Source organism: Pararhizobium sp. (genome assembly GCF_965279435.1).
Classification (GTDB): Bacteria; Pseudomonadota; Alphaproteobacteria; order Rhizobiales; family Rhizobiaceae; genus Pararhizobium.
The window spans coordinates 2774600-2793479 of sequence record NZ_CBDIHY010000003.1 but is presented as its reverse complement, the minus strand read 5'-3'; the positions used below and the strand labels follow the sequence as shown (position 1 = coordinate 2793479).

At 60.6% G+C, this 18880-nt stretch carries 12 protein-coding genes; 2 read left to right on the top strand and 10 right to left on the bottom strand.

All coding sequences use genetic code 11. From position 1 onward, the window contains the following. The first annotated feature begins 376 nt into the window (after window positions 1-376). Both pepN and ACQY8Q_RS19140 read left to right on the top strand, forming a co-directional pair. Window positions 377-3025 (top strand): aminopeptidase N, encoded by a 2649-nt coding sequence (pepN, locus tag ACQY8Q_RS19145; RefSeq protein WP_428428018.1) that lies wholly within the window; start codon window positions 377-379, stop codon window positions 3023-3025. Between the two features lie 204 nt (window positions 3026-3229). Then, on the top strand, window positions 3230-5569 hold the full coding sequence (locus tag ACQY8Q_RS19140; RefSeq protein WP_428428017.1) for an ATP-binding protein: 2340 nt from the start codon (window positions 3230-3232) through the stop codon (window positions 5567-5569). Between the two features lie 37 nt (window positions 5570-5606). Here the strand turns inward: ACQY8Q_RS19140 and ACQY8Q_RS19135 are convergent, their stop codons facing one another. The 10 genes from ACQY8Q_RS19135 to ACQY8Q_RS19090 form a co-directional block, all read right to left on the bottom strand. Continuing rightward, window positions 5607-8561: a bifunctional [glutamine synthetase] adenylyltransferase/[glutamine synthetase]-adenylyl-L-tyrosine phosphorylase gene (locus ACQY8Q_RS19135; protein ID WP_428428016.1), complete on the bottom strand. Its 2955-nt coding sequence runs from the start codon at window positions 8559-8561 to the stop codon at window positions 5607-5609. Window positions 8562-8606: 45 nt separating this feature from the next. Then, on the bottom strand, window positions 8607-10016 hold the full coding sequence (locus tag ACQY8Q_RS19130; protein WP_428428015.1) for a sensor histidine kinase: 1410 nt from the start codon (window positions 10014-10016) through the stop codon (window positions 8607-8609). Then, window positions 10013-10714 carry a response regulator transcription factor gene (locus ACQY8Q_RS19125; RefSeq protein WP_060503644.1) on the bottom strand — a complete coding sequence of 234 codons (702 nt, stop codon included), beginning with the start codon at window positions 10712-10714 and terminating at the stop codon, window positions 10013-10015. Before ACQY8Q_RS19125 ends, ACQY8Q_RS19130 begins: the two co-directional genes overlap by 4 nt. Window positions 10715-10870: 156 nt before the next feature. Beyond that, window positions 10871-12436 carry a Do family serine endopeptidase gene (locus tag ACQY8Q_RS19120; protein WP_428428014.1) on the bottom strand — a complete coding sequence of 522 codons (1566 nt, stop codon included), beginning with the start codon at window positions 12434-12436 and terminating at the stop codon, window positions 10871-10873. A 211-nt stretch (window positions 12437-12647) separates the two neighbouring features. Continuing rightward, window positions 12648-13103, bottom strand: a complete 456-nt coding sequence (locus ACQY8Q_RS19115) for a cytochrome c-type biogenesis protein (RefSeq protein ID WP_428428013.1) — start codon at window positions 13101-13103, stop codon at window positions 12648-12650. Further along, on the bottom strand, window positions 13100-15088 hold the full coding sequence (locus ACQY8Q_RS19110) for a heme lyase CcmF/NrfE family subunit (protein ID WP_428428012.1): 1989 nt from the start codon (window positions 15086-15088) through the stop codon (window positions 13100-13102). Before ACQY8Q_RS19110 ends, ACQY8Q_RS19115 begins: the two co-directional genes overlap by 4 nt. Next, on the bottom strand, window positions 15085-15537 hold the full coding sequence (gene ccmE, locus ACQY8Q_RS19105; RefSeq protein WP_428428011.1) for a cytochrome c maturation protein CcmE: 453 nt from the start codon (window positions 15535-15537) through the stop codon (window positions 15085-15087). Before ccmE ends, ACQY8Q_RS19110 begins: the two co-directional genes overlap by 4 nt. Beyond that, entirely contained in the window at window positions 15534-16685 is a 1152-nt protein-coding gene (ccmI, locus tag ACQY8Q_RS19100; protein WP_428428010.1) for a c-type cytochrome biogenesis protein CcmI, read from the bottom strand. Before ccmI ends, ccmE begins: the two co-directional genes overlap by 4 nt. A gap of 96 nt (window positions 16686-16781) precedes the next feature. After that, window positions 16782-17231, bottom strand: coding sequence for a hypothetical protein (locus ACQY8Q_RS19095; protein ID WP_428428009.1), 450 nt, complete (start codon window positions 17229-17231; stop codon window positions 16782-16784). 192 nt (window positions 17232-17423) lie between these two features. Next, window positions 17424-18812, bottom strand: coding sequence for an ATP-binding protein (locus ACQY8Q_RS19090; RefSeq protein WP_428429820.1), 1389 nt, complete (start codon window positions 18810-18812; stop codon window positions 17424-17426). Window positions 18813-18880 lie beyond the last annotated feature (68 nt).

The window sequence follows — 18880 nt, the reverse complement described above, 5'->3', positions numbered from 1 at the left end:
TTTCGTGATGAGTGGCGGAAATATTTGATGCCCGCTCCGTGCGTGCACCCGGCCGACACAGCCAAACGGGCACCGCCCAAGCAATCCGGCGGGCAAAAACTGCGAGCTTGAGATAAACACTAACGACCGGCTGTAAAATTACGTAACCTGTGTCAAAAATACACGCGTGATTCAAATATTGTTAGGGCGAATTTCGTAAGTCTCTGAACAAGCAAAGAACGGGACACGTCAGGCATACCGGAAAACGGCACATGTCCACGAAAAGACCACCTTGCGATCACACCGGAAGCTTCGCATCTTCAGCGTAGCCTCTTCATCGAGACAAAGCCTCACCGCCAGCGTCTGGACGCAGCGGCCGATGCAAGCGGGACAAACAATGCGGACAGATACGGGCGAGATCATTCATCTGGAAGACTACCGGCCGACGGATTTCGTCCTTGAGAGGGTGGACCTCACCTTCGAACTTGATCCCACCGAAACCAAGGTCGAAGCCCGTTTGATCTTCCACCGCCGCGAAGGTGTCGACGCGGATGCGCCGCTTGTCCTCGACGGCGACGAACTGAAGATGACCGGCCTGCTGCTCGACCAGGAAGAAATCCAGGCCCCGAACTACGATGCTGCGGAAAGCACGCTGACGATCCGCAATCTGCCGGAAACGGCACCTTTCGAGGTGACGATCACCACCGAGATCAATCCCGAGGCAAACACCACGCTGATGGGCCTCTATCGCACCAGCAATGTCTATTGCACGCAGTGCGAGGCCGAGGGCTTCCGCCGCATCACCTATTTCCCGGATCGTCCGGATGTACTCGCCGTCTACACGGTCAACATCATCGCCGACAAGGCGACTGCACCGCTGCTGCTCTCGAACGGCAACTATCTCGGTGGCGCCGGCATGGGCGACGGCCGGCACTTTGCCGCCTGGCACGATCCGCACCCGAAGCCGAGCTATCTCTTCGCTCTGGTCGCCGGTGATCTCGGTGTCGTCGAAGATACGTTCACCACCATGTCCGGCCGCGAAGTCACGCTGAAGATCTATGTCGAGCATGGCAAGGAGCCCCGCGCCGCCTACGCCATGGATGCGCTGAAGCGCTCGATGACCTGGGACGAGGAACGGTTTGGCCGCGAATATGATCTCGACATCTTCATGATCGTCGCCGTGTCCGATTTCAACATGGGCGCCATGGAGAACAAGGGACTGAACGTCTTCAACGACAAGTATGTTCTGGCCGACCCGGAAACCGCGACCGATGCCGACTATGCCAATATCGAGGCAATCATCGCGCATGAATATTTCCACAACTGGACCGGCAACCGCATCACCTGTCGCGACTGGTTCCAACTCTGCCTCAAGGAAGGCCTGACGGTCTACCGCGACCACGAATTCTCGGCCGACCAGCGCTCACGCACCGTCAAGCGCATTGCCGAAGTCCGGCATCTGAAAGCAGAGCAGTTTCCGGAGGATGCCGGCCCGCTGGCACATCCGGTCCGCCCGACAAAATTCCGCGAGATCAACAATTTCTATACGACGACCGTCTATGAAAAAGGCTCGGAAGTTACCCGGATGATCGCCACCCTGCTTGGTGCCGACCTCTTCAAGCAGGGCATGGATCTCTATTTCGACCGCCATGACGGACAGGCCGTGACGATCGAGGATTTCGTCGCCTGCTTCGCTGAAGTCAGCAAGCGCGACTTCACCCAGTTTTCGCTCTGGTATCACCAGGCGGGTACGCCGCTGGTCAGTGCCTCGACCGCCTATGACGCCGCCAAGCAAACTTTGACGCTGTCGCTCGAGCAAATGGTGCCGCCAACGCCTGGCCAAAGCTCCAAGGAGCCGATGTATATTCCGCTGCGCATCGGCCTTCTGCTGGAGGATGGCTCAGAGGCTGCGGTTAGCTCCGTGACCGGCGCCGAAATGACCGGCGACGTGCTGCATCTCGTCGAGCGCACTCAAACTGTCGTCTTTCACGGCATCACCTCGCGCCCGGTTCTGTCCTTGAATCGTGGCTTCTCGACGCCGATCAACCTGCATTTTGAGCAGACGGCCGCCGATCGCGCGCACATCGCCAAGCATGAGAGCGACCTGTTTGCCCGCTGGCAGGCCTTGAACGATCTTGCTCTGCCCAACCTTGTCGCCGCCGCGGCAAGCGCCAAGGCGGGCGAGCCCGTGCACTGCGACACATCCCTGATCGACGCGTTGCTGGCGGCAGCAGCCGATAGCGATCTTGAGCCTGCCTTCAGAGCCCAGGCCTTGGCACTGCCAAGCGAAGCCGATATCGCCCGCGAAATCGGCGGGAATAACGATCCCGACGCCATCCATACGGGACGCCAGCAGATCATGGCCGCGATCGCCAAGGCCGGCAGGGAGATTTTTGCCAAGCTCGCTGACGAGATGGTTGTCGACGGTCCGTTCAGCCCGGACGCGGCAAGTGCCGGACGCCGGGCGCTGCGCAACACCGCCCTCTCCTATCTCGTCTATGCGGAAAACGAGCCTGCTCGTGCGGTAGAAGCGTTCAAGTCCGCCAACAACATGACGGACCTCAGCCAGGCCTTGACGATCCTCGCCCACCGGTTTCCGAATGCCACTGAAACGACGGAAGCCCTTGGCGCCTTCAAGGCTCGTTTTGCCGGCAATGCCCTGGTGATCGACAAGTGGTTCACCATCCAGGCGACCATTCCAGGTGCCGAAGCACTTGCCCGCGTTACAGCCTTGATGGCCGACCCGCTGTTCAACGGCTCCAACCCGAACCGGGTGCGCGCGCTTGTCGGCACGTTCGCCTTTTCAAACCCGACCGGCTTTAATCGCGCCGATGGCGAAGGTTACCGGTTTCTCGCCCGCCAGATTCTCGACATCGACCCGCGCAATCCGCAGCTGGCAGCGCGTATCCTGACGTCGATGCGGTCCTGGCGCTCGCTGGAAACCGGTCGTGCCGAACAGGCCCGCAAGGCGCTGCGCGAAATCGCCGCAGCACCCAAGCTATCCGCCGATGTCAGCGACATCGTCGAGCGCATGCTCAAGGGATAGAGACATTCACCGGACCTGATGAAAACCCCGCAGCTGCGGGGTTTTTCGTTTCTGCCGCCGCAGCAACGCCAATAGTGCAATTTTCCCATGACGATAAATGGTTAACAAAGTTTTACATTTCCCTCTGGACAAGGCGAATCACAATTGATTCATTGGGTCAGGTTCGGGCGAGCGGCGCACCGAATCACATGAGGGTTTTCAGATTTGACGAAGATGGCGGAAGCGCAGCGGGGACGCGCAGCCGGTGAGCGGTTGCGTCCCAGATTTCCAGGCTTTTCGAGGCTGGAACGGGACGTTATCCAGCACGCACGGATTTTTACCGAGCCGGCAGTGCGCCGTCTTGCGGGTGCGGAGCCGTTGCTCAAGCGCTCGATCCCGATCCTGATCACCGCATTTCTTCTCGTCGTTGCCATTTCCCGCATCAGCGGCATCATGGTCGAATATGCCCGCATGGAGGCCAGTTCGCGCCAGGTCACCGTCCTTGCTGCAGCGACCGCGAGTGCAGCGCTTCAGGAAAACGGCGTGGCCCTGTTCGACAAGGCACAGAAATGGGATGTCGAGCAGCGGCTGAACGCATTCCTTTCTCCCGATGCGCTTGAGCCCGGTGCGTTCGTCCTGACAGTACGCAACGACGGCCGGATTTTTGCAAGCTCCCCGGATGGCGCGGCCTATACGGGCCGCACACTCAACGCCGTGGCGCCGGAAGTTGCGGCCTTCCAGTATTTTGGCGAACGATCGACCGTGATGAAGACCTTCATCGGCGGTACCGAACACATCGTGGCGTTGATGCAGGTTCCGGGCGGAGCGGGAACTTTGCTCGTTGCCACCCCGCTGTCGCGGATCGAAAAACTCTGGCGCGACGAGGTATCGCTGAACGTCACGCTTTTTGCCGGCATCTCGGCGATCCTGCTTGTGGTGCTCTATGCCTATTACATCCAGGCCAAGCGCGCCCGTGACGCCGACCAGATTTTTGCGGAATCCAACCTGCGCGTCGAAACCGCCTTGTCGCGCGGACGCTGCGGCCTTTGGGATTTCGACATGCCCAACCGCCGCCTTTTCTGGTCGCGGTCGATGTACGAGATGCTTGGCATGCCGCCGCAGAGCAACGTGCTGTCATTTGGCGACGCTGCACGGCTGATGCACCCGGATGACGGCAGCATCTACAAGGTCGCCCGCACGATTGCCAAGGGTGACGCCCGCCAGATCGACCAGATCTTCCGCATGCGCCACGCCGATGGCCATTATGTCTGGATGAGGGCGCGTGCCCAGGTTATCCGTACCGCCTCCGGCCGTGTGCACCTGATCGGCATCGCCATGGATGTCACCGAGCAGCACCGTCTTGCCCAGCGCTATGCCGAAGCCGACCAGCGGCTGGCAGACGCCATCGAATGCACGTCAGAGGCCTTTGTGCTTTGGGACAAGAATGACCGGCTGGTGATGTGCAACACCCACTATCAGCAGGCCTACAAGCTGCCCGACCGGGTTCTGGTTGCCGGCACAGAACGCTCCGTGGTCAACTCTGCCGCCGCCCGCCCGATCATCGAACGGCGCATTGCCGACCCCGACCGGTCCAATCAGTCACAGACATCAGAGGTGCAACTTTCGGATCAGCGCTGGCTGCAGATCAACGACCGGCGGACCCGCGACGGCGGCCTGGTGTCCGTGGGTACCGACATCACTTTGCTGAAGCGGCATCAGGTGCGCCTGCGTGAATCCGAGCGCCGTCTGATGGCAACCATCGGCGATCTTTCGACCTCGCGCATCACTCTGGAGCGCCAGAAATCGGAACTCTCCGTCGCCAACTCCAATTACCAGGCTGAGAAGGAACGCGCGGAAGCGGCCAACCGGGCCAAATCCGAATTCCTCGCCAACATGTCACACGAGTTGCGGACCCCGCTGAACGCCATTCTCGGCTTCTCGGAAATCCTGCAGAACCAGATGTTCGGGCCACTGGGTTCAGAAAAATACGACGAATATTCGCACGACATCCATGACAGCGGCAAACATCTGCTCAACGTTATCAACGACATCCTCGACATGTCGAAGATCGAGGCCGGCCAGATGAAGCTGAACCGCGAGACCATCGATCTCGCGCCGCTGATCATGGAAACACTGCGCTTCACAACCATTCCAGCACAGCAGAAGAACATCTGCGTCGATCAGCAGATCTCATCCGGCTTAACGATCACGGCAGACCGCCGCGCCATGAAGCAGGTCCTGCTCAACCTACTCTCGAACGCCGTCAAATTCACCAATGAGGGTGGCAGGATTTCGCTGCGTGCCCGCAAGGTCGCCGGTGCCGTGACGCTGACCATCGCCGATACCGGTATCGGCATCCCACGCCTTGCACTGGAAAAGATCGGTCAGCCTTTCGAACAGGTGCAGAGCCAGTATGCCAAGAGCAAGGGCGGCTCCGGCCTCGGGCTCGCCATCTCCCGGTCGCTGACCAACCTGCATGGCGGCGCGATGAAGATCCACTCCCAGGAAAATATCGGCACGATCATTTCCCTGCGCATACCCGATACGTCGCCACGCATAGTTTAGGGGCCGAGGTAAATTTGGCCAATGCCCAACACCCCGATCAGGGTTTGACGGTCGCTTGGAATATCCGGCGCACAGCCTTCGACAGACGCCGGATATCAGCCTCAAGAACCTTGATATCCGGCGCATCTCCGGCCCGGCATAAAAGCTCGACCAGTCCGGCCGGCGCATCCTTCAGCTCCAGATCACCCTCAATGCACAACCGCACGATCTGCGAGAGGTCGGTGAACAGTGTCAGCGCCTCCTGCACGGTATCGAGGTCGGCCGGGGCAATCAAAGCCGGTCCTAGCAGCCGCAGGACATCCACCGTCGAGGTGCCGCTCGGTGGAGCGGCGACACCGCGCGCCGGTGCGATCAGGGCAAGATATTGCGCAATGAATTCGATATCGACCAGCCCACCGGGAATGAGCTTGAAATCCCAGACGTCGCTCGGTGGCTTTTCCTTGTCGATCAGTCCGCGCATCTCGGCGACATCGGCCGTGACCTTTGGAAGGTCGCGGCTCTGGCCAAGGACTTCGCGGAAAATTGTGTCGACCTCCGCGATCAGGCTTTCCTCACCACAGAGCGCGCGGGCGCGCGTCAGCGCCATGTGCTCCCAGGTCCAGGCTTCCTCGCGCTGATACTTGGCAAAGGCATTGATCCGGGTGGCGACGGGCCCCTTGTTACCGGAGGGACGCAACCGCATGTCGACCTCGTAGAGCACGCCTTCAGCCGTTGGCGCCGAAAGTGCCGCAATCAGCCGCTGCGTGACACGGGTGAAATAGCGGATGGAATCGAGCGGCTTGGCGCCATCGGATTCGCTCCCCTCGTCATCATAGTCATAGAGCAGGATGATATCGACATCGGATCCGGCAGTCAGCTCATGGCTGCCCAGCTTGCCCATGCCGATAACCGCGACGCGGCCGTCCGGAAATTTGCCATGCGCCGTCTCGACTTCGTGCAGCACCGCGTTCAAAGCGGCGGTGATGATCAGGTCGGCCAGATCGGTAAAGGCATGTCCCGCCTGCACACCGGTGATGACGCCGGTCAACAGTCTGATCCCGATCAGGAACCGCTGCTCCGAAGCGGTGATCCGCAGCCGGTCAAGAATGTCCTCATAGTGCCGTGCCGTAGCCAGAAAGCCTTTGATCCGCTCCGCCAGATAGTCCCTTGTCGGCAATTCGGCGAGAAGCCGGGGATCGAGCATGCCGTCGAACACATGCGGCTTGCTGGCGATGATATCGGCGAGCCGAGGGGCGGATGACATGATGTTGACGATCAGCGACAGCAGGCCGGGGTTGTTTCCAAGCAGCGAGAACAGCTGGATGCCCGACGGCAGGCCCGCGATGAAATGGTCGAAGCGCAACAGGGCGTCATCGGCCCGCTTGTTCTGGCCGAACACGCGCAGGAGTTCCGGCGTCAGCTCCGTCAAGCGCTCGCGGGCCTCCACCGATTGCGTCGCCCGGTAGCGGCCATAATGCCAGGTGCGGATGGTTCGGGAAATGTCCTGCGGCCGGTCAAACCCAAGCTTCCTGAGCGTTTCCAGCGTATCCGGGTCATCTGCCTGCCCGGTAAAGACCAGATTTCCAGTCTCGGTCGAAAGCTTCGCTTCCTGCTCGAACAGTTGGGCATAACGCCGTTCCACCGTCTTCAGCACGCGCGACAATTCCAGGGAAAACGCCGGAACATCGGCAAAACCCATCATGTAGGCGATGCGCTTCAGTTCGGCGTCGGTGGTTGGCAGAACATGCGTCTGCTCATCGCGCACCATCTGCACCCGGTGCTCGACATCGCGCAGGAACCAGTAGGCGGACACCAGCTCCTCGGCCGTTTCCGGATCGATCCAGTTGGCCCGTGCCAGGCCGTGGAGCATCGGCTCGGTGGCGCGCAGTCGCAGTTCCTGCATTCGTCCACCCGCAATCAACTGCTGCGTCTGGACAAAAAATTCGATCTCGCGGATGCCGCCACGGCCGAGCTTGATATTGTGACCTTTGACCGCGATCTCGCCATGTCCCTTGTGCGCATGGATCTGCCGCTTGATCGAATGGATATCGGCAATCGCCGCATAGTCGAGATATTTGCGGAACATGAAGGGGGTGAGCTCCCGCAGGAAAGCCTCCCCGGCCTTGATATCCCCCGCTACCGGGCGCGCCTTGATGAACGCTGCCCTCTCCCAGTTCTGCCCTCGCCCCTCATAATAAAGCATCGCCGCCTCGACCGGGATGGCGAGCGGCGTGGCACCCGGATCGGGGCGCAGACGCAGGTCTGTGCGAAAGACATAACCGTCACCGCTGCGCTCCTGCAGGATGCGGATCAACCGGCGCAACAGCCGGGCAAACGTCTCCGGCGCGTCATCCGGGATCGTGATCAGCGGAGCGTGCGGTTCGTAGAACACCACCAGATCGATATCAGAAGAGTAGTTCAGCTCGAAAGCGCCGAGCTTGCCCATGCCGAGAACGACGACGCCGGACCGGTCGCTCGGATGCGTGACATCGACGACATTCAGCTTGCCTGCGTCATGCGCGCTCAACAACAGGTGGTCGATAGAGGCGGACACTGCAGCACCGGCGAAATCACTCAGCCATCGCGTTGTCTCACGCGCATCGAAAAGACGCGAGAGATCGGCGAGTGCAATCGCAAAGGCGATATCGCGCTTGGCCTGGCGCAGGCGCGTCATGATCTCGGCATCGGTGAGCGGCTTGCCGGCATCAGCGCTTTTCCACGCGTCACGGGCTCTCTCGACGCAGGCTTGCAGGTAGGGGATCAGAGGTTTGCCAAGAGCCTGTACGAGCACCGGCGGATGGGAAACAGCCGTGTCGCGCAGATAAGGCGAAAGTGACAACGCCGCGACGACAAAATCCTTGAGTGGCGTTTCCCCGGCCAGCAGATCGGCAATGTCCGGCTGGCTTTTTGCAATATCCCTGAGGCTGGAGAGTACGGACTTGGCGTCCGTCTGGCTCATCGGCCGCAGCGTGCATATGCCGATATCCGATAACTGCCGCGTATCCACTTGCATATTGGTCTCTCCCAGCCGCTCCCGATTTCGGCTGACCTATGCCTATCAGCCGGCGCGCACCGGGAAAACCATGCTGGCAGTCAAACCATGATTGTTTTCAACGTCTGGAACCGTATCGCTCAGTTCGAGGGAACCCTGATGCATCTCCATCACCGCCTCGACAAGCGAAAGGCCAAGCCCTGTTCCCGGCTTGCTGCGGCTTTCGTCCAGCCGCACGAAACGCTCCACCACGTCCTCCCGCTTATTGGCGGGCACGCCGGGGCCATGATCCGCCACGGACAGGACGAATGCGTCTTCCCGTCTAACGAGGCTGACCTTGATCAGCGGATTTGCGGCGCCGTCGGAATATTTGATGGCATTGTCGATCAGATTGCCGAGTGCCTGCCCGATCAGTTCCCTATTGCCGGAAACATGAATATCGGCAGGCACATCGGCCTCCAGTTTCAACGCCTGCTCGTCGGCCACCGGCTCATAGAGTTCGACGCAGTCGGCCACGCTTTGGGAAAGGTTGACATCGCTCATCTCAGCGGCCGCCGCACCGGCCTCGACACGGGAGATCATCAAAAGCGCATTGAACGTGCGGATCAGCTGGTCGGATTCGCCGATGATCTCTTCCAGCGAGGCGCGGTAGCCTGAATTGGTCGCCTTGTGCGCCAGAGCCGCCTCGGCCTTGTTGCGCAGCCGCGTCAGCGGCGTTTTCAAGTCGTGCGCGATGTTGTCGGAGACCTGCCGCAAGCCTTCGTTCAGTTTTTCGATCCGCCCAAGCATGGCATTGAGCGATTCCGACAGCCGGTCGAATTCGTCGCCGGACCCGCTCATCGGCAATCGCTGCGAGAGGTCACCGGCCATGATCCGCGTACTGGCGTCCGACATCCGGTCGATCCGCTTCAGCGCATTGCGGCCGATCGCAAACCAGATGATCAACGCGCCAATGCCCATGATGCCAAGCGCGACCATAAGGGCCTGGCGGACCAAGACCCGAAATTTTTCGGGCTCCTGCAGATCGCGGCCAACGAGGATGCGCAGGCCGTTATCCAGCACCAGCACATGCGCCAGTGCCACATGCTCTTCCTTGCGGCTTTCGTCGGTATAACGCTGATAACGGAAAGACTCGCCGGTCCAGCCTTCCTTGTCCAAAAGGCCCGGCTGCAGCGAGGCGACATTGCCTGCGAGAATTTCGCCGGTCGGCCCGGCAATGACGTAGAGATTGGCGCCCGGCTGACGCGCGCGGCGCTCCAGCGTCTTCAAAAGACTGTTTACCCCTCCACGGCTGTAGATCTGTTCGATCTGCGATACTTCCGCCGTCACAGCATCCCGTGTCTGCTGCTCCAGCAGCCGCTGCGACATGGCGGTAACGTAGAACACCAGAAAGGCGGCGCAGAGCGAAAAGAGCAGGAGGTAAAGCGCTGACAGGCGAACGGCGGTGGTGCGGAAGAGGACGCGCAGCCTGGTCATGCGTCCGTGCGTCCATCTTCCTTGATCATGTAGCCGGCGCCGCGCACGGTGCGCAGCAAAGGCTGATCGAAATCCTTTTCGATCTTGGCGCGCAGCCGCGACACATGCACGTCGATGACATTGGTCTGCGGATCGAAATGGTAATCCCAGACATTTTCCAGAAGCATGGTGCGCGTCACCACCTGTCCCGCATTCTTCATCAGATATTCCAGCAGCCGGAATTCGCGTGGCTGCAGCAACAGCTCGCGGCCTTGCCTGCGCACGGTATGCGACAGCCGGTCAAGTTCCAGATCGCCGACACGATAGACCATGTCCTGTTCAGGAGCCCCCTTGCGGCGGCCCAGAACCTCGACACGGGCGAGAAGCTCGTTGAAAGCGTAGGGTTTGGGCAGATAATCGTCGCCACCGGCACGCAATCCAGTGACCCGGTCGTCGACCTGGCCGAGTGCGGAAAGAATGAGGACCGGGGTGTGGACACCCTTGCGGCGCAGTTCCGAGATCACCGACAGCCCGTCGCGTCGCGGCAGCATGCGGTCGATGACCAGCACGTCATAGCTGTTCTCGCTGGCCATGAACAAACCGCTCTCGCCGTCGCTGGCATGGTCAGAGACGATACCAGCCTCGCGAAAGGCCTTTGCCAGATAGGCGGCCGCTTCGAGGTCATCTTCGATAATCAGAATCTTCATACGCGTGACCATAGTCCCTGACCCGTCTCTTCCACAACCGGTATTGCCCTTGGGAATTCACACTTGCCTGCCCGGTTGCGCAGGTAAGCCGTGCCCTGAAACGCCAGACGCCGCGAAACCCTGGTGAAGGTCCGCGGCGCCCGGCAGCTGGAGCTGCGTCAGCCCTCGTCAGCCCTGGCTGATGGGCAGCGCCACGAAGCGGCTTGCGTTGTCGGCCTCAATCTGGAACAGCGCCTTGGTGCGTCCGTCCTTCTTGGCAGCTTCTATCACCTTGAGGATGTCGTCAGCCGACTTGACCTCCTGGTTGTTGACCGAGACGATCTTCTGGCCTTCCTTCAGACCACGATCGCTGGCGTCGGAGTCCGGATCGACCGAGGAGATCGTCACGCCCTTGCCGTCCTCGGACGGCGTCACGGTGACGCCGAGATCGGCCAATGCCTTTTCGCTCGACGGCTGCGGTTCTTCCTGCTGCTGCTCAGTGCTGGCAGAGGCGTCCTTGGTATCGGCAGGCAGGGTTCCGACTTCGAGCTTGACGCTCTCGGCCTTGCCATCACGCCACAAGGCAACATCGACACTGGTACCCGGGCGCATCAGGGCGATCTTGCGAGCCAGCTCGCGCGGACCCTTGATCGTGTCGCCATTGACGGCGGTGATCACGTCACCCTTCTTGATACCGGCCTTTTCGCCTGGAGAACCGGCCTGTGGCTCGATAACAAGCGCGCCGCTTGCTTCGGCCAGGCCGAGCGATTCAGCGACATCCTTGTCGACCGGTTGGATCTGTACACCGAGCCAACCACGGGAGACCTGTCCGTCCTTCATCAGATCGCCGACGACATCCTTGGCAACGGAAGCCGGAATGGCAAACGCGATACCGACATTGCCGCCCGATGGCGAGAAGATGGCGGTGTTGATACCGACGACTTCGCCATTGAGGTTGAACGTCGGACCACCCGAGTTGCCACGGTTCACTGCCGCGTCAACCTGCAGGTAGTCGTCATAGGGGCCGGAGCCGATGTCGCGGCCACGCGCCGAAATGATGCCCGCGGTCACTGTACCGCCGAGACCGAATGGGTTGCCGACAGCAACGACCCAGTCACCAACCCGCACCTTGCTGTCATCGGCGAAACCGACATAGGCAAACTTGCGCTTGTCATCAACCTTTAGCACAGCGAGGTCGGTCCGGCTGTCCTTACCGATCAGCTTGGCGTCCAGTTCCGTGCCGTCGCTGAGAATGACGGTAAAGGCGGAGCCGTCAGAAACGACGTGATTGTTGGTAACGAGGTAGCCATCTTCGGAGATGAAGAAGCCTGACCCCTGCGAGGTCGGACGCAGGCGGCCCGGCTTGCCGTCGCGCGGTCCATGGTCACGTTCGGCGCGCTTGTCACCGTTCGGGCCACCGAATTCCTTGAAGAAGCGCTTCAACGGGTGATCGTCAGGGAGTTCGTCCAGACCACGGCCGCCGAAATCGAAGCTGAAGCCGTTGCCGCTACCGGCGTCATCGGAAACAGGATTGGCACGCGACTGTACGCGCACGGACACCACAGCCGGAGAAACCGCATCGACAACATCAGCAAAACTTGGAACCTGCGGCGCCTCGATCTTGACGGCGGCGGCAAAGGACTGGGTGATGGTGGCGGGGATGCCGGTCGACAGCATGACGGCCGCCAAACCAGCAACGGTCGTTGTCTTCAAGACTGTCTTGAGGGAGGGACGCAGTGCGTTTGTTTGAAACATCCGGTTTGCCTTTTCTCTTTATTTGCATTTGGCTGACTGGAGGAACAGCCGATGAGAAAGAAATAGACGAACGCACCTTACTGACTTGTGTCCGGAAAATGAACTTTTGGTAATGTTGGGAAATAAACGGGACGCCCCTCGAGCGGAAAACATACCCGAAAAAAAGCGGAGATAGCTGAAAGAGCCGCCGCGTGCTTAAAAATGAAGGAAATCAATCCTTCAGGACGGCATCCAGCCGCGCCTGCTCGTCCGCAGACAGTGCCGTTCCCGTCACCTTGCCGGTCCTGCGCCTGCCAGCAACAAACATTGCTACAGCTCCGGCCAGAAGCAGCACCACCGGCGCGCCCCACAGCAGCAGCGTCTTTGTCTCGAAACGGGGATTGAGCAGCACGAACTCGCCGTAGCGCGAAACGACATAGGTAATGACCGCTTCGTCGCTATCGCCATTGGTGATCCGCTCACGCACCAGAAGCCGCAGGTCCTTGGCAAGTTCGGCATTCGAATCGTCAATCGACTGGTTCTGGCAGACCATGCAGCGCAGTTGCGCCGACAGGCCGCGCGCCCGTGCTTCCAGCGCCGGGTCGGCCAGCACCTCGTCGGGATTGACGGCAAAGACCGGCCACGCCGATAACATCAGGAAGGCAATGACGAGCAACCGGCGGATCATTGCGCGGGCTCCAGAACCGGTTTTTTCTGTTTTTTGGCGCGTGCCGGCGCACCGACCCTCAAACGTCTGTCGCTCAGCGAAACCGCACCGCCAGCCATCATGAACACCGTACCCAGCCAGATGCAGAGGATCATCGGCTTCCACCAGATCCTGACGACGACGCCGCCGTCTTTCATGTCATCGCCAAGCGAAACGTAGAGCTGGCTCAAGCCGAACGTCCGGATACCAGCCTCGGTGGTCGGCATCTGCCGCGCCGTGTAGAACCGCTTCGACGACCAGACCTCGGCCAGTTCGATACCGCCCTGGCTGATGGTGAAGTGCCCGGACTCTTCGCTATAATTTGGCCCGTTGCCATTGCGCAGTCCGTCGAAACGCAGCGTATAACCGCCAGCGTCCGTCGTCATCCCCGGCTTCATCTCGACGATGTGTTCCGTTTCGAATGCCGTGACCGCAACAATGCCGATCAGCGTTATGCCAAGCCCGATATGCGCCAGAGCCGTGCCGAAAACCGATCGCGGCAGCCCGGACACACGCCGCAAGGCGACAGCACCTGTCACCTTGCCAAGGCCCGATCGCAGGAAAATCTCCGTCAGCGAACCGGCAATCATGTAGGCGCCAAGTGCAATACCCAACAGGGCCATGATCGGGCCGCCGTTCTGCGCGTAGTAGATGACGCTGCCGACAACCAAACCGAACGCCACTGCGGCAAACAGGCGTTGCCCGGCGCCGAGCAGATCGCCTCGTTTCCAGGCCAAGAGCGGACCGAACGGCACCGCCAGCATCAGCGGCAGCATCAGCAATCCGAATGTCATATTGAAGAAAGGCGGACCGACGGAGATTTTCGCACCGGTCACCGCTTCCAGCGCCAGCGGATAAAGCGTGCCAATCAAAACGGTCGCAGCAGCTGTCGTCAGGATCAGATTGTTGAGGACCAGTGCGCCCTCACGCGAAATCGGTGCAAACAGTCCGCCCGCTTTCAGATGCGCTGCACGGAAAGCAAACAACGATAGTGCGCCGCCAATAAACAGGATGAGGATGACCAGAATGAAGACGCCGCGCTCAGGGTCGGTGGCAAAGGCGTGAACCGATGTCAGAACGCCAGAGCGAACGAGGAAGGTGCCGAGCAGCGACATCGAGAATGTCATGATCGCCAGAAGCACGGTCCAGATTTTTAGCGCCTCGCGCTTCTCCATCACCAGCGCCGAATGTAACAGCGCGGTGCCAGCCAGCCACGGAATGAAGGATGCATTTTCGACTGGGTCCCAAAACCACCAGCCGCCCCAGCCGAGTTCGTAATAGGCCCAGTAGGAGCCCATCGAGATGCCCGCCGTCAGACAGGTCCATGCGGCCAGCGTCCACGGCCGCACCCAGCGGGCCCAGGCGGCATCGATGCGGCCTTCGATCAGAGCAGCGATGGCAAACGAGAAACAGACCGAAAAACCGACATACCCGAGATAGAGCAGCGGCGGATGGATGGCGAGGCCGATATCCTGCAGTATCGGGTTGAGGTCCTTTCCCTCGCCCGGAGCATTCAGCAACCGGTTGAAGGGATTGGACGTCAGAAGGATGAACAGCGTGAACGATACGGCGATCCAGGCCTGGACTGCCAGCACATTGGCTTTCAGCGTTTCCGGCAGGTTGTTGCCGAACACCGCGACCAGCGCCGAGAAAAACGTCAGGATCAGCACCCACAGCAGCATCGAGCCTTCGTGATTGCCCCAGACGCCGGAAAACTTGTAGATCAGCGGGATCTGCGAATGCGAATTCTCCCAGACATTCTGGACGGAGAAATCGGATGTCACATGGGCGTAGGTCAGAGCCGAAAACGACAGAGCCATCAGCAGGAACGTGGCCTTGGCCGCGACCGTGCCGATCTCCATCAATGCATGGTCGTTGCGCAGCGCGCCGATAATCGGCAACACCGCCTGCAGCAGCGATGTGGCAAGCGCCAGAACCAGCGCATAGTGGCCAAGCTCGATGATCATTGGATATTTTCCTTGCCGCCGAGATTGACGCCCTGCGCCTTCAACCGGTCCGCGACGTCCTTGGGCATGTAGGTCTCGTCATGCTTGGCAAGCACGGTATCGGCAACGAAAACCGGGCTCCCCTGCTTGAAACTGCCTTCGGCGACAACGCCCTGGCCCTCGCGAAAGAGGTCCGGCAGAATTCCGGTATAGGTCACCGGCACCTTGTCCAGCGTGTCGGTAACGCTGAAAGTGATGGTCATGCCGTCGCCACGCTTAAGCGAGCCATTTTCGACCAGGCCACCCAGCCGGATCCGGGTTCCCGGGGCAAGGTCGGCCTTGGCGAGATCACCGGGCACATAAAAATAGGCAATCGCCTGACTGAACGCGACCATCACCAAAAGCACCGCTGCAGCGATGAACGTCACACCGCCGCCAATGATCACAAGGCGCTTCTGTTTGCGGGTCATTCTACGCCTCCGCCGGCCTTCAGCCCAAGCTCGCCTGCCAGCGCCAGCAATTGCTTGCCTTCGCTACCTTCAGCCGGAAAGACGGCAAGTCCCTGTTTCAGGGCATCGGCTGCCTTGTCCTTCTGGCCGAGCACGGAATAGGAGCGGATGATCCGCATCCATCCCTCGAAATTCTTCGGGTCTGTCTTCAGTTTTTCAGCGAGACTGCCGACCATGCCCTCGATCATCGCCGTGCGATCGCCAGCGGTCATGTCCTTGGCCGCCGCGATATCGTCACCGGTCGGGTTGCCCAACGGTGTCGCAGCCTGTTGCGCTGCTGCCGGGGTATCGCCCTTGAGGCTGGCAATATGTTCGTTGACCAGCGGCAACCACGGAGCGTCGGCCGGCGACGTGCTGACGATCTGCTCGAAGGCTGCGAGCGCTTCCGGCGTCTTGCCTTCCTGCTTCAAGGCAAGAGCCAGGTAGAATTGCGCACGCGGATCGCCGGGTACGATTGCCAGCAATTTCTGCAGCGCGTCCCGTGCCTCGTTCGTCACCAGCCCGCCGGACAGCGCGATCAGGCTTTCGGCATAGCCGCCCAGCCGCACAGGGGTGTCTCCAAGTATGCGCAATGCGTTGCGGAAGGCCACTGCGGCTTCTTCGACCCTGCCGCTGCGATAGTAGATCGGTGCCAGCACGTCCCATCCGGCACCGTCTTCAGGTTTGGCCACCAGTTGCTGTTCGGCCCGTGCGATCAGGATATTCATATCGTCGCCGGGATTGGCCAGGCGAGCGGCCAGCGGCGCATCCGGTACGTCCGGATTGCCGGTTCGCAAGTACAGACAGAGCCCGACGGCGGGCAGAATCAGAATAACGGCAAGCTGTGCCAGCCGGTTGCTGCGCTTTGCCGGCTGAACAGGTTCTGCAGCCTTCACGGCGTCGGTCGCGGCCAGCAGGCGGCGGGCGACCTCGGCGCGCGCGAAATTCGCGTCATCGCCAGAAATCAGGCCGTTCTTTTCGTCGCGCTTCAGCTCTTCCAGCTGATCGCGATAAACCTCGACGTCATGGGATTGCGGGGCCTCAGCGGTTGCGGCGGCGCGCAGCAGCGGGAGCAGCAGAACAGCGGCGACGGCCGCCGTCAGAATGGCAACTAGGATCCAGAACAGCATGTGCGCTCAATTACTATGCGAAGCCTGCCATTCCAATCGGAAAACGGGAGATGACGGAAATTTGAGGCGTTTCGCCGCAACTGACAAATGCTGAGATCAGCCCAGCGGCGTCCACGTGCCGTCGGCGTTCCGGCAAGCGGCGCCGCGTGCAACAGTGTCCTGCCCCTTGACCGTCACCGTATGGCTGTATTGGCGGCAGTTCTGCGAGCCGACCTGATACGGTGCGGCGGCAACGACGGAGCCGCCGATGCCCGATCCCTGCCAAACCACCGGCTGTCCGCCGCGCGATCCTTCGAGGGCACGGTATTCGGCTTCCAGCGCTCGCTGACGGTCGGCCTTGCTGATCGAAAGCCCGGTTTGACGTCCGATCACACCGCCGCCAAGGGCTGCGATATAGGAAGCCGATGTGTTCGAGGTGATGCCACCACCGATTTTACCGGCGTCGCGCGAACTCGTACCGCAGCCGGCGATCAACAGCGACAAGGCGATCACGCACGCGGCCGGTGAAGCGGAAAGAAGGGTCGGGAAACGGGCCTGGTTTTTCATCGTATCGGACAGCTCTTACGGTTTCCGGTGCATCGGCAGATCATGGCTCGGCTTCAGGCCGATTCATGGCTCACTATCTTTTTACATTCCCCGCATGAGCAGGCAACATCACAGCGGTTAAACCTGTTGCATTGCGGAATTTTGCCCGCAATCCTGTCAAAAAAGTCACGCGAAGGCTCAAAACACGTCTCATCATGACACAGCCGGCAGCACGATCAATGCTTTCAGCCCGCCGCGTTCGCCGCGCGACAGCCCGAGAGTGCCCTGATATTCCCCGGCAATCTCACTGACGATCGACAATCCCAGGCCGGTGCCCGGCTTGCTTTCGTCCAGCCTCTTGCCGCGCTTGATGGCAATGCCAATCTGCTCCGGCTCCAGACCGGGCCCATCATCATCCACCTCGATGGCAATCCAGTTGCGCCGCCCCGGATCCTTACCCTGCACGCCCTCGGGCGCAATCTGTGCGAGAATATGAACCTGATCATTGGCATAGCGCGCGGCGTTATCCAACAGGTTGCCGACCGTTTCCTCGACATCCTGCTGCTCCATTGCCAGGATAAGGCCGGGCGGCGAGACCGTCAGCAGAAACGTCTTTTCCGGGTGCAGCCTGCGCATGACGCGCACCAGCCGTTCAAGGACCGGTTCGACCTCTGTCCGCGCCAAAACCGATTCCCGCTGCGCGGCAATCCGCGCCCGGTTGAGATAGGACTGCACCTGCATTTGCATCGCATCCGCCTGCGCCTTGACTAGATCGCCGTGCGGCGGCTCAAGCACCCTCGCTTCGTTGATCAAAACGGCAAGCGGTGTCTTCAGCGAATGGGCGAGATTTCCGACCTGCATGCGGGCACGCTCGATAATGCGCCGGTTGCTGTCGATCAGGGCGTTGACTTCGCTCGCCAAGGGCTGGATTTCGCGCGGAAACTCGCCGTCCAACCGCTCGCTCTCGCCACCCCGGATCTTTTCCAGCGACCGCCGTGCCTGGTCGAGTGGCCGGAGCCCGAAGAGAATGGCCAACGCATTCATGCCAAGGCCGCCGAAACCGAAGATAGCCAGCGCCAGGTAGAGATTGCGATTGAAGTCGTTGATGTCGGCTTCAAGCACATCGCGGTTGCCCGCAACCCGGAAACGGGCCGTATGCCCCTGAATGTCCAGAACGACTTCGGTCTCGGCCACCTCGACTTCATTGTTGAAGGAATCGACGGTGGTGTAAAACCGCTCGTAGCGAATATCGAAGGGGACTTCATCAACGCTGGCAATCGGCAGCTTGCCCGAGCCGAGCGAGGTCGAAATCAGCGGCGGCGTGTTGAATTCGCCGATCGGCTCAACGATCCAGTACCAGCCTGTCTGCGGTTGGGAAAAGCGCAGGTCGCCCAGCTGCGGACTGCCGGCCAGCACCGACTTGTCGTTGACGACGATCGAGTTGATGACGTTGTAGAGCTGCGCGCGCAAAAGGTCCTGAAAGCCGCGCTCCGAACCTTGCCGGTAGAGCGTCGAGATCACCACGCCGATCACCACCAGCGCCGCCACCGCCCAGATGGTGGACACCAGAAGAACGCGTGCGGTCAGTGATTGCGGGCGCAGCATCATGGGTGTCGCCGAATGGTTTGGCCGGACAACACCGTCAGGCCTTGTCCTTCGTGTGTGGATGC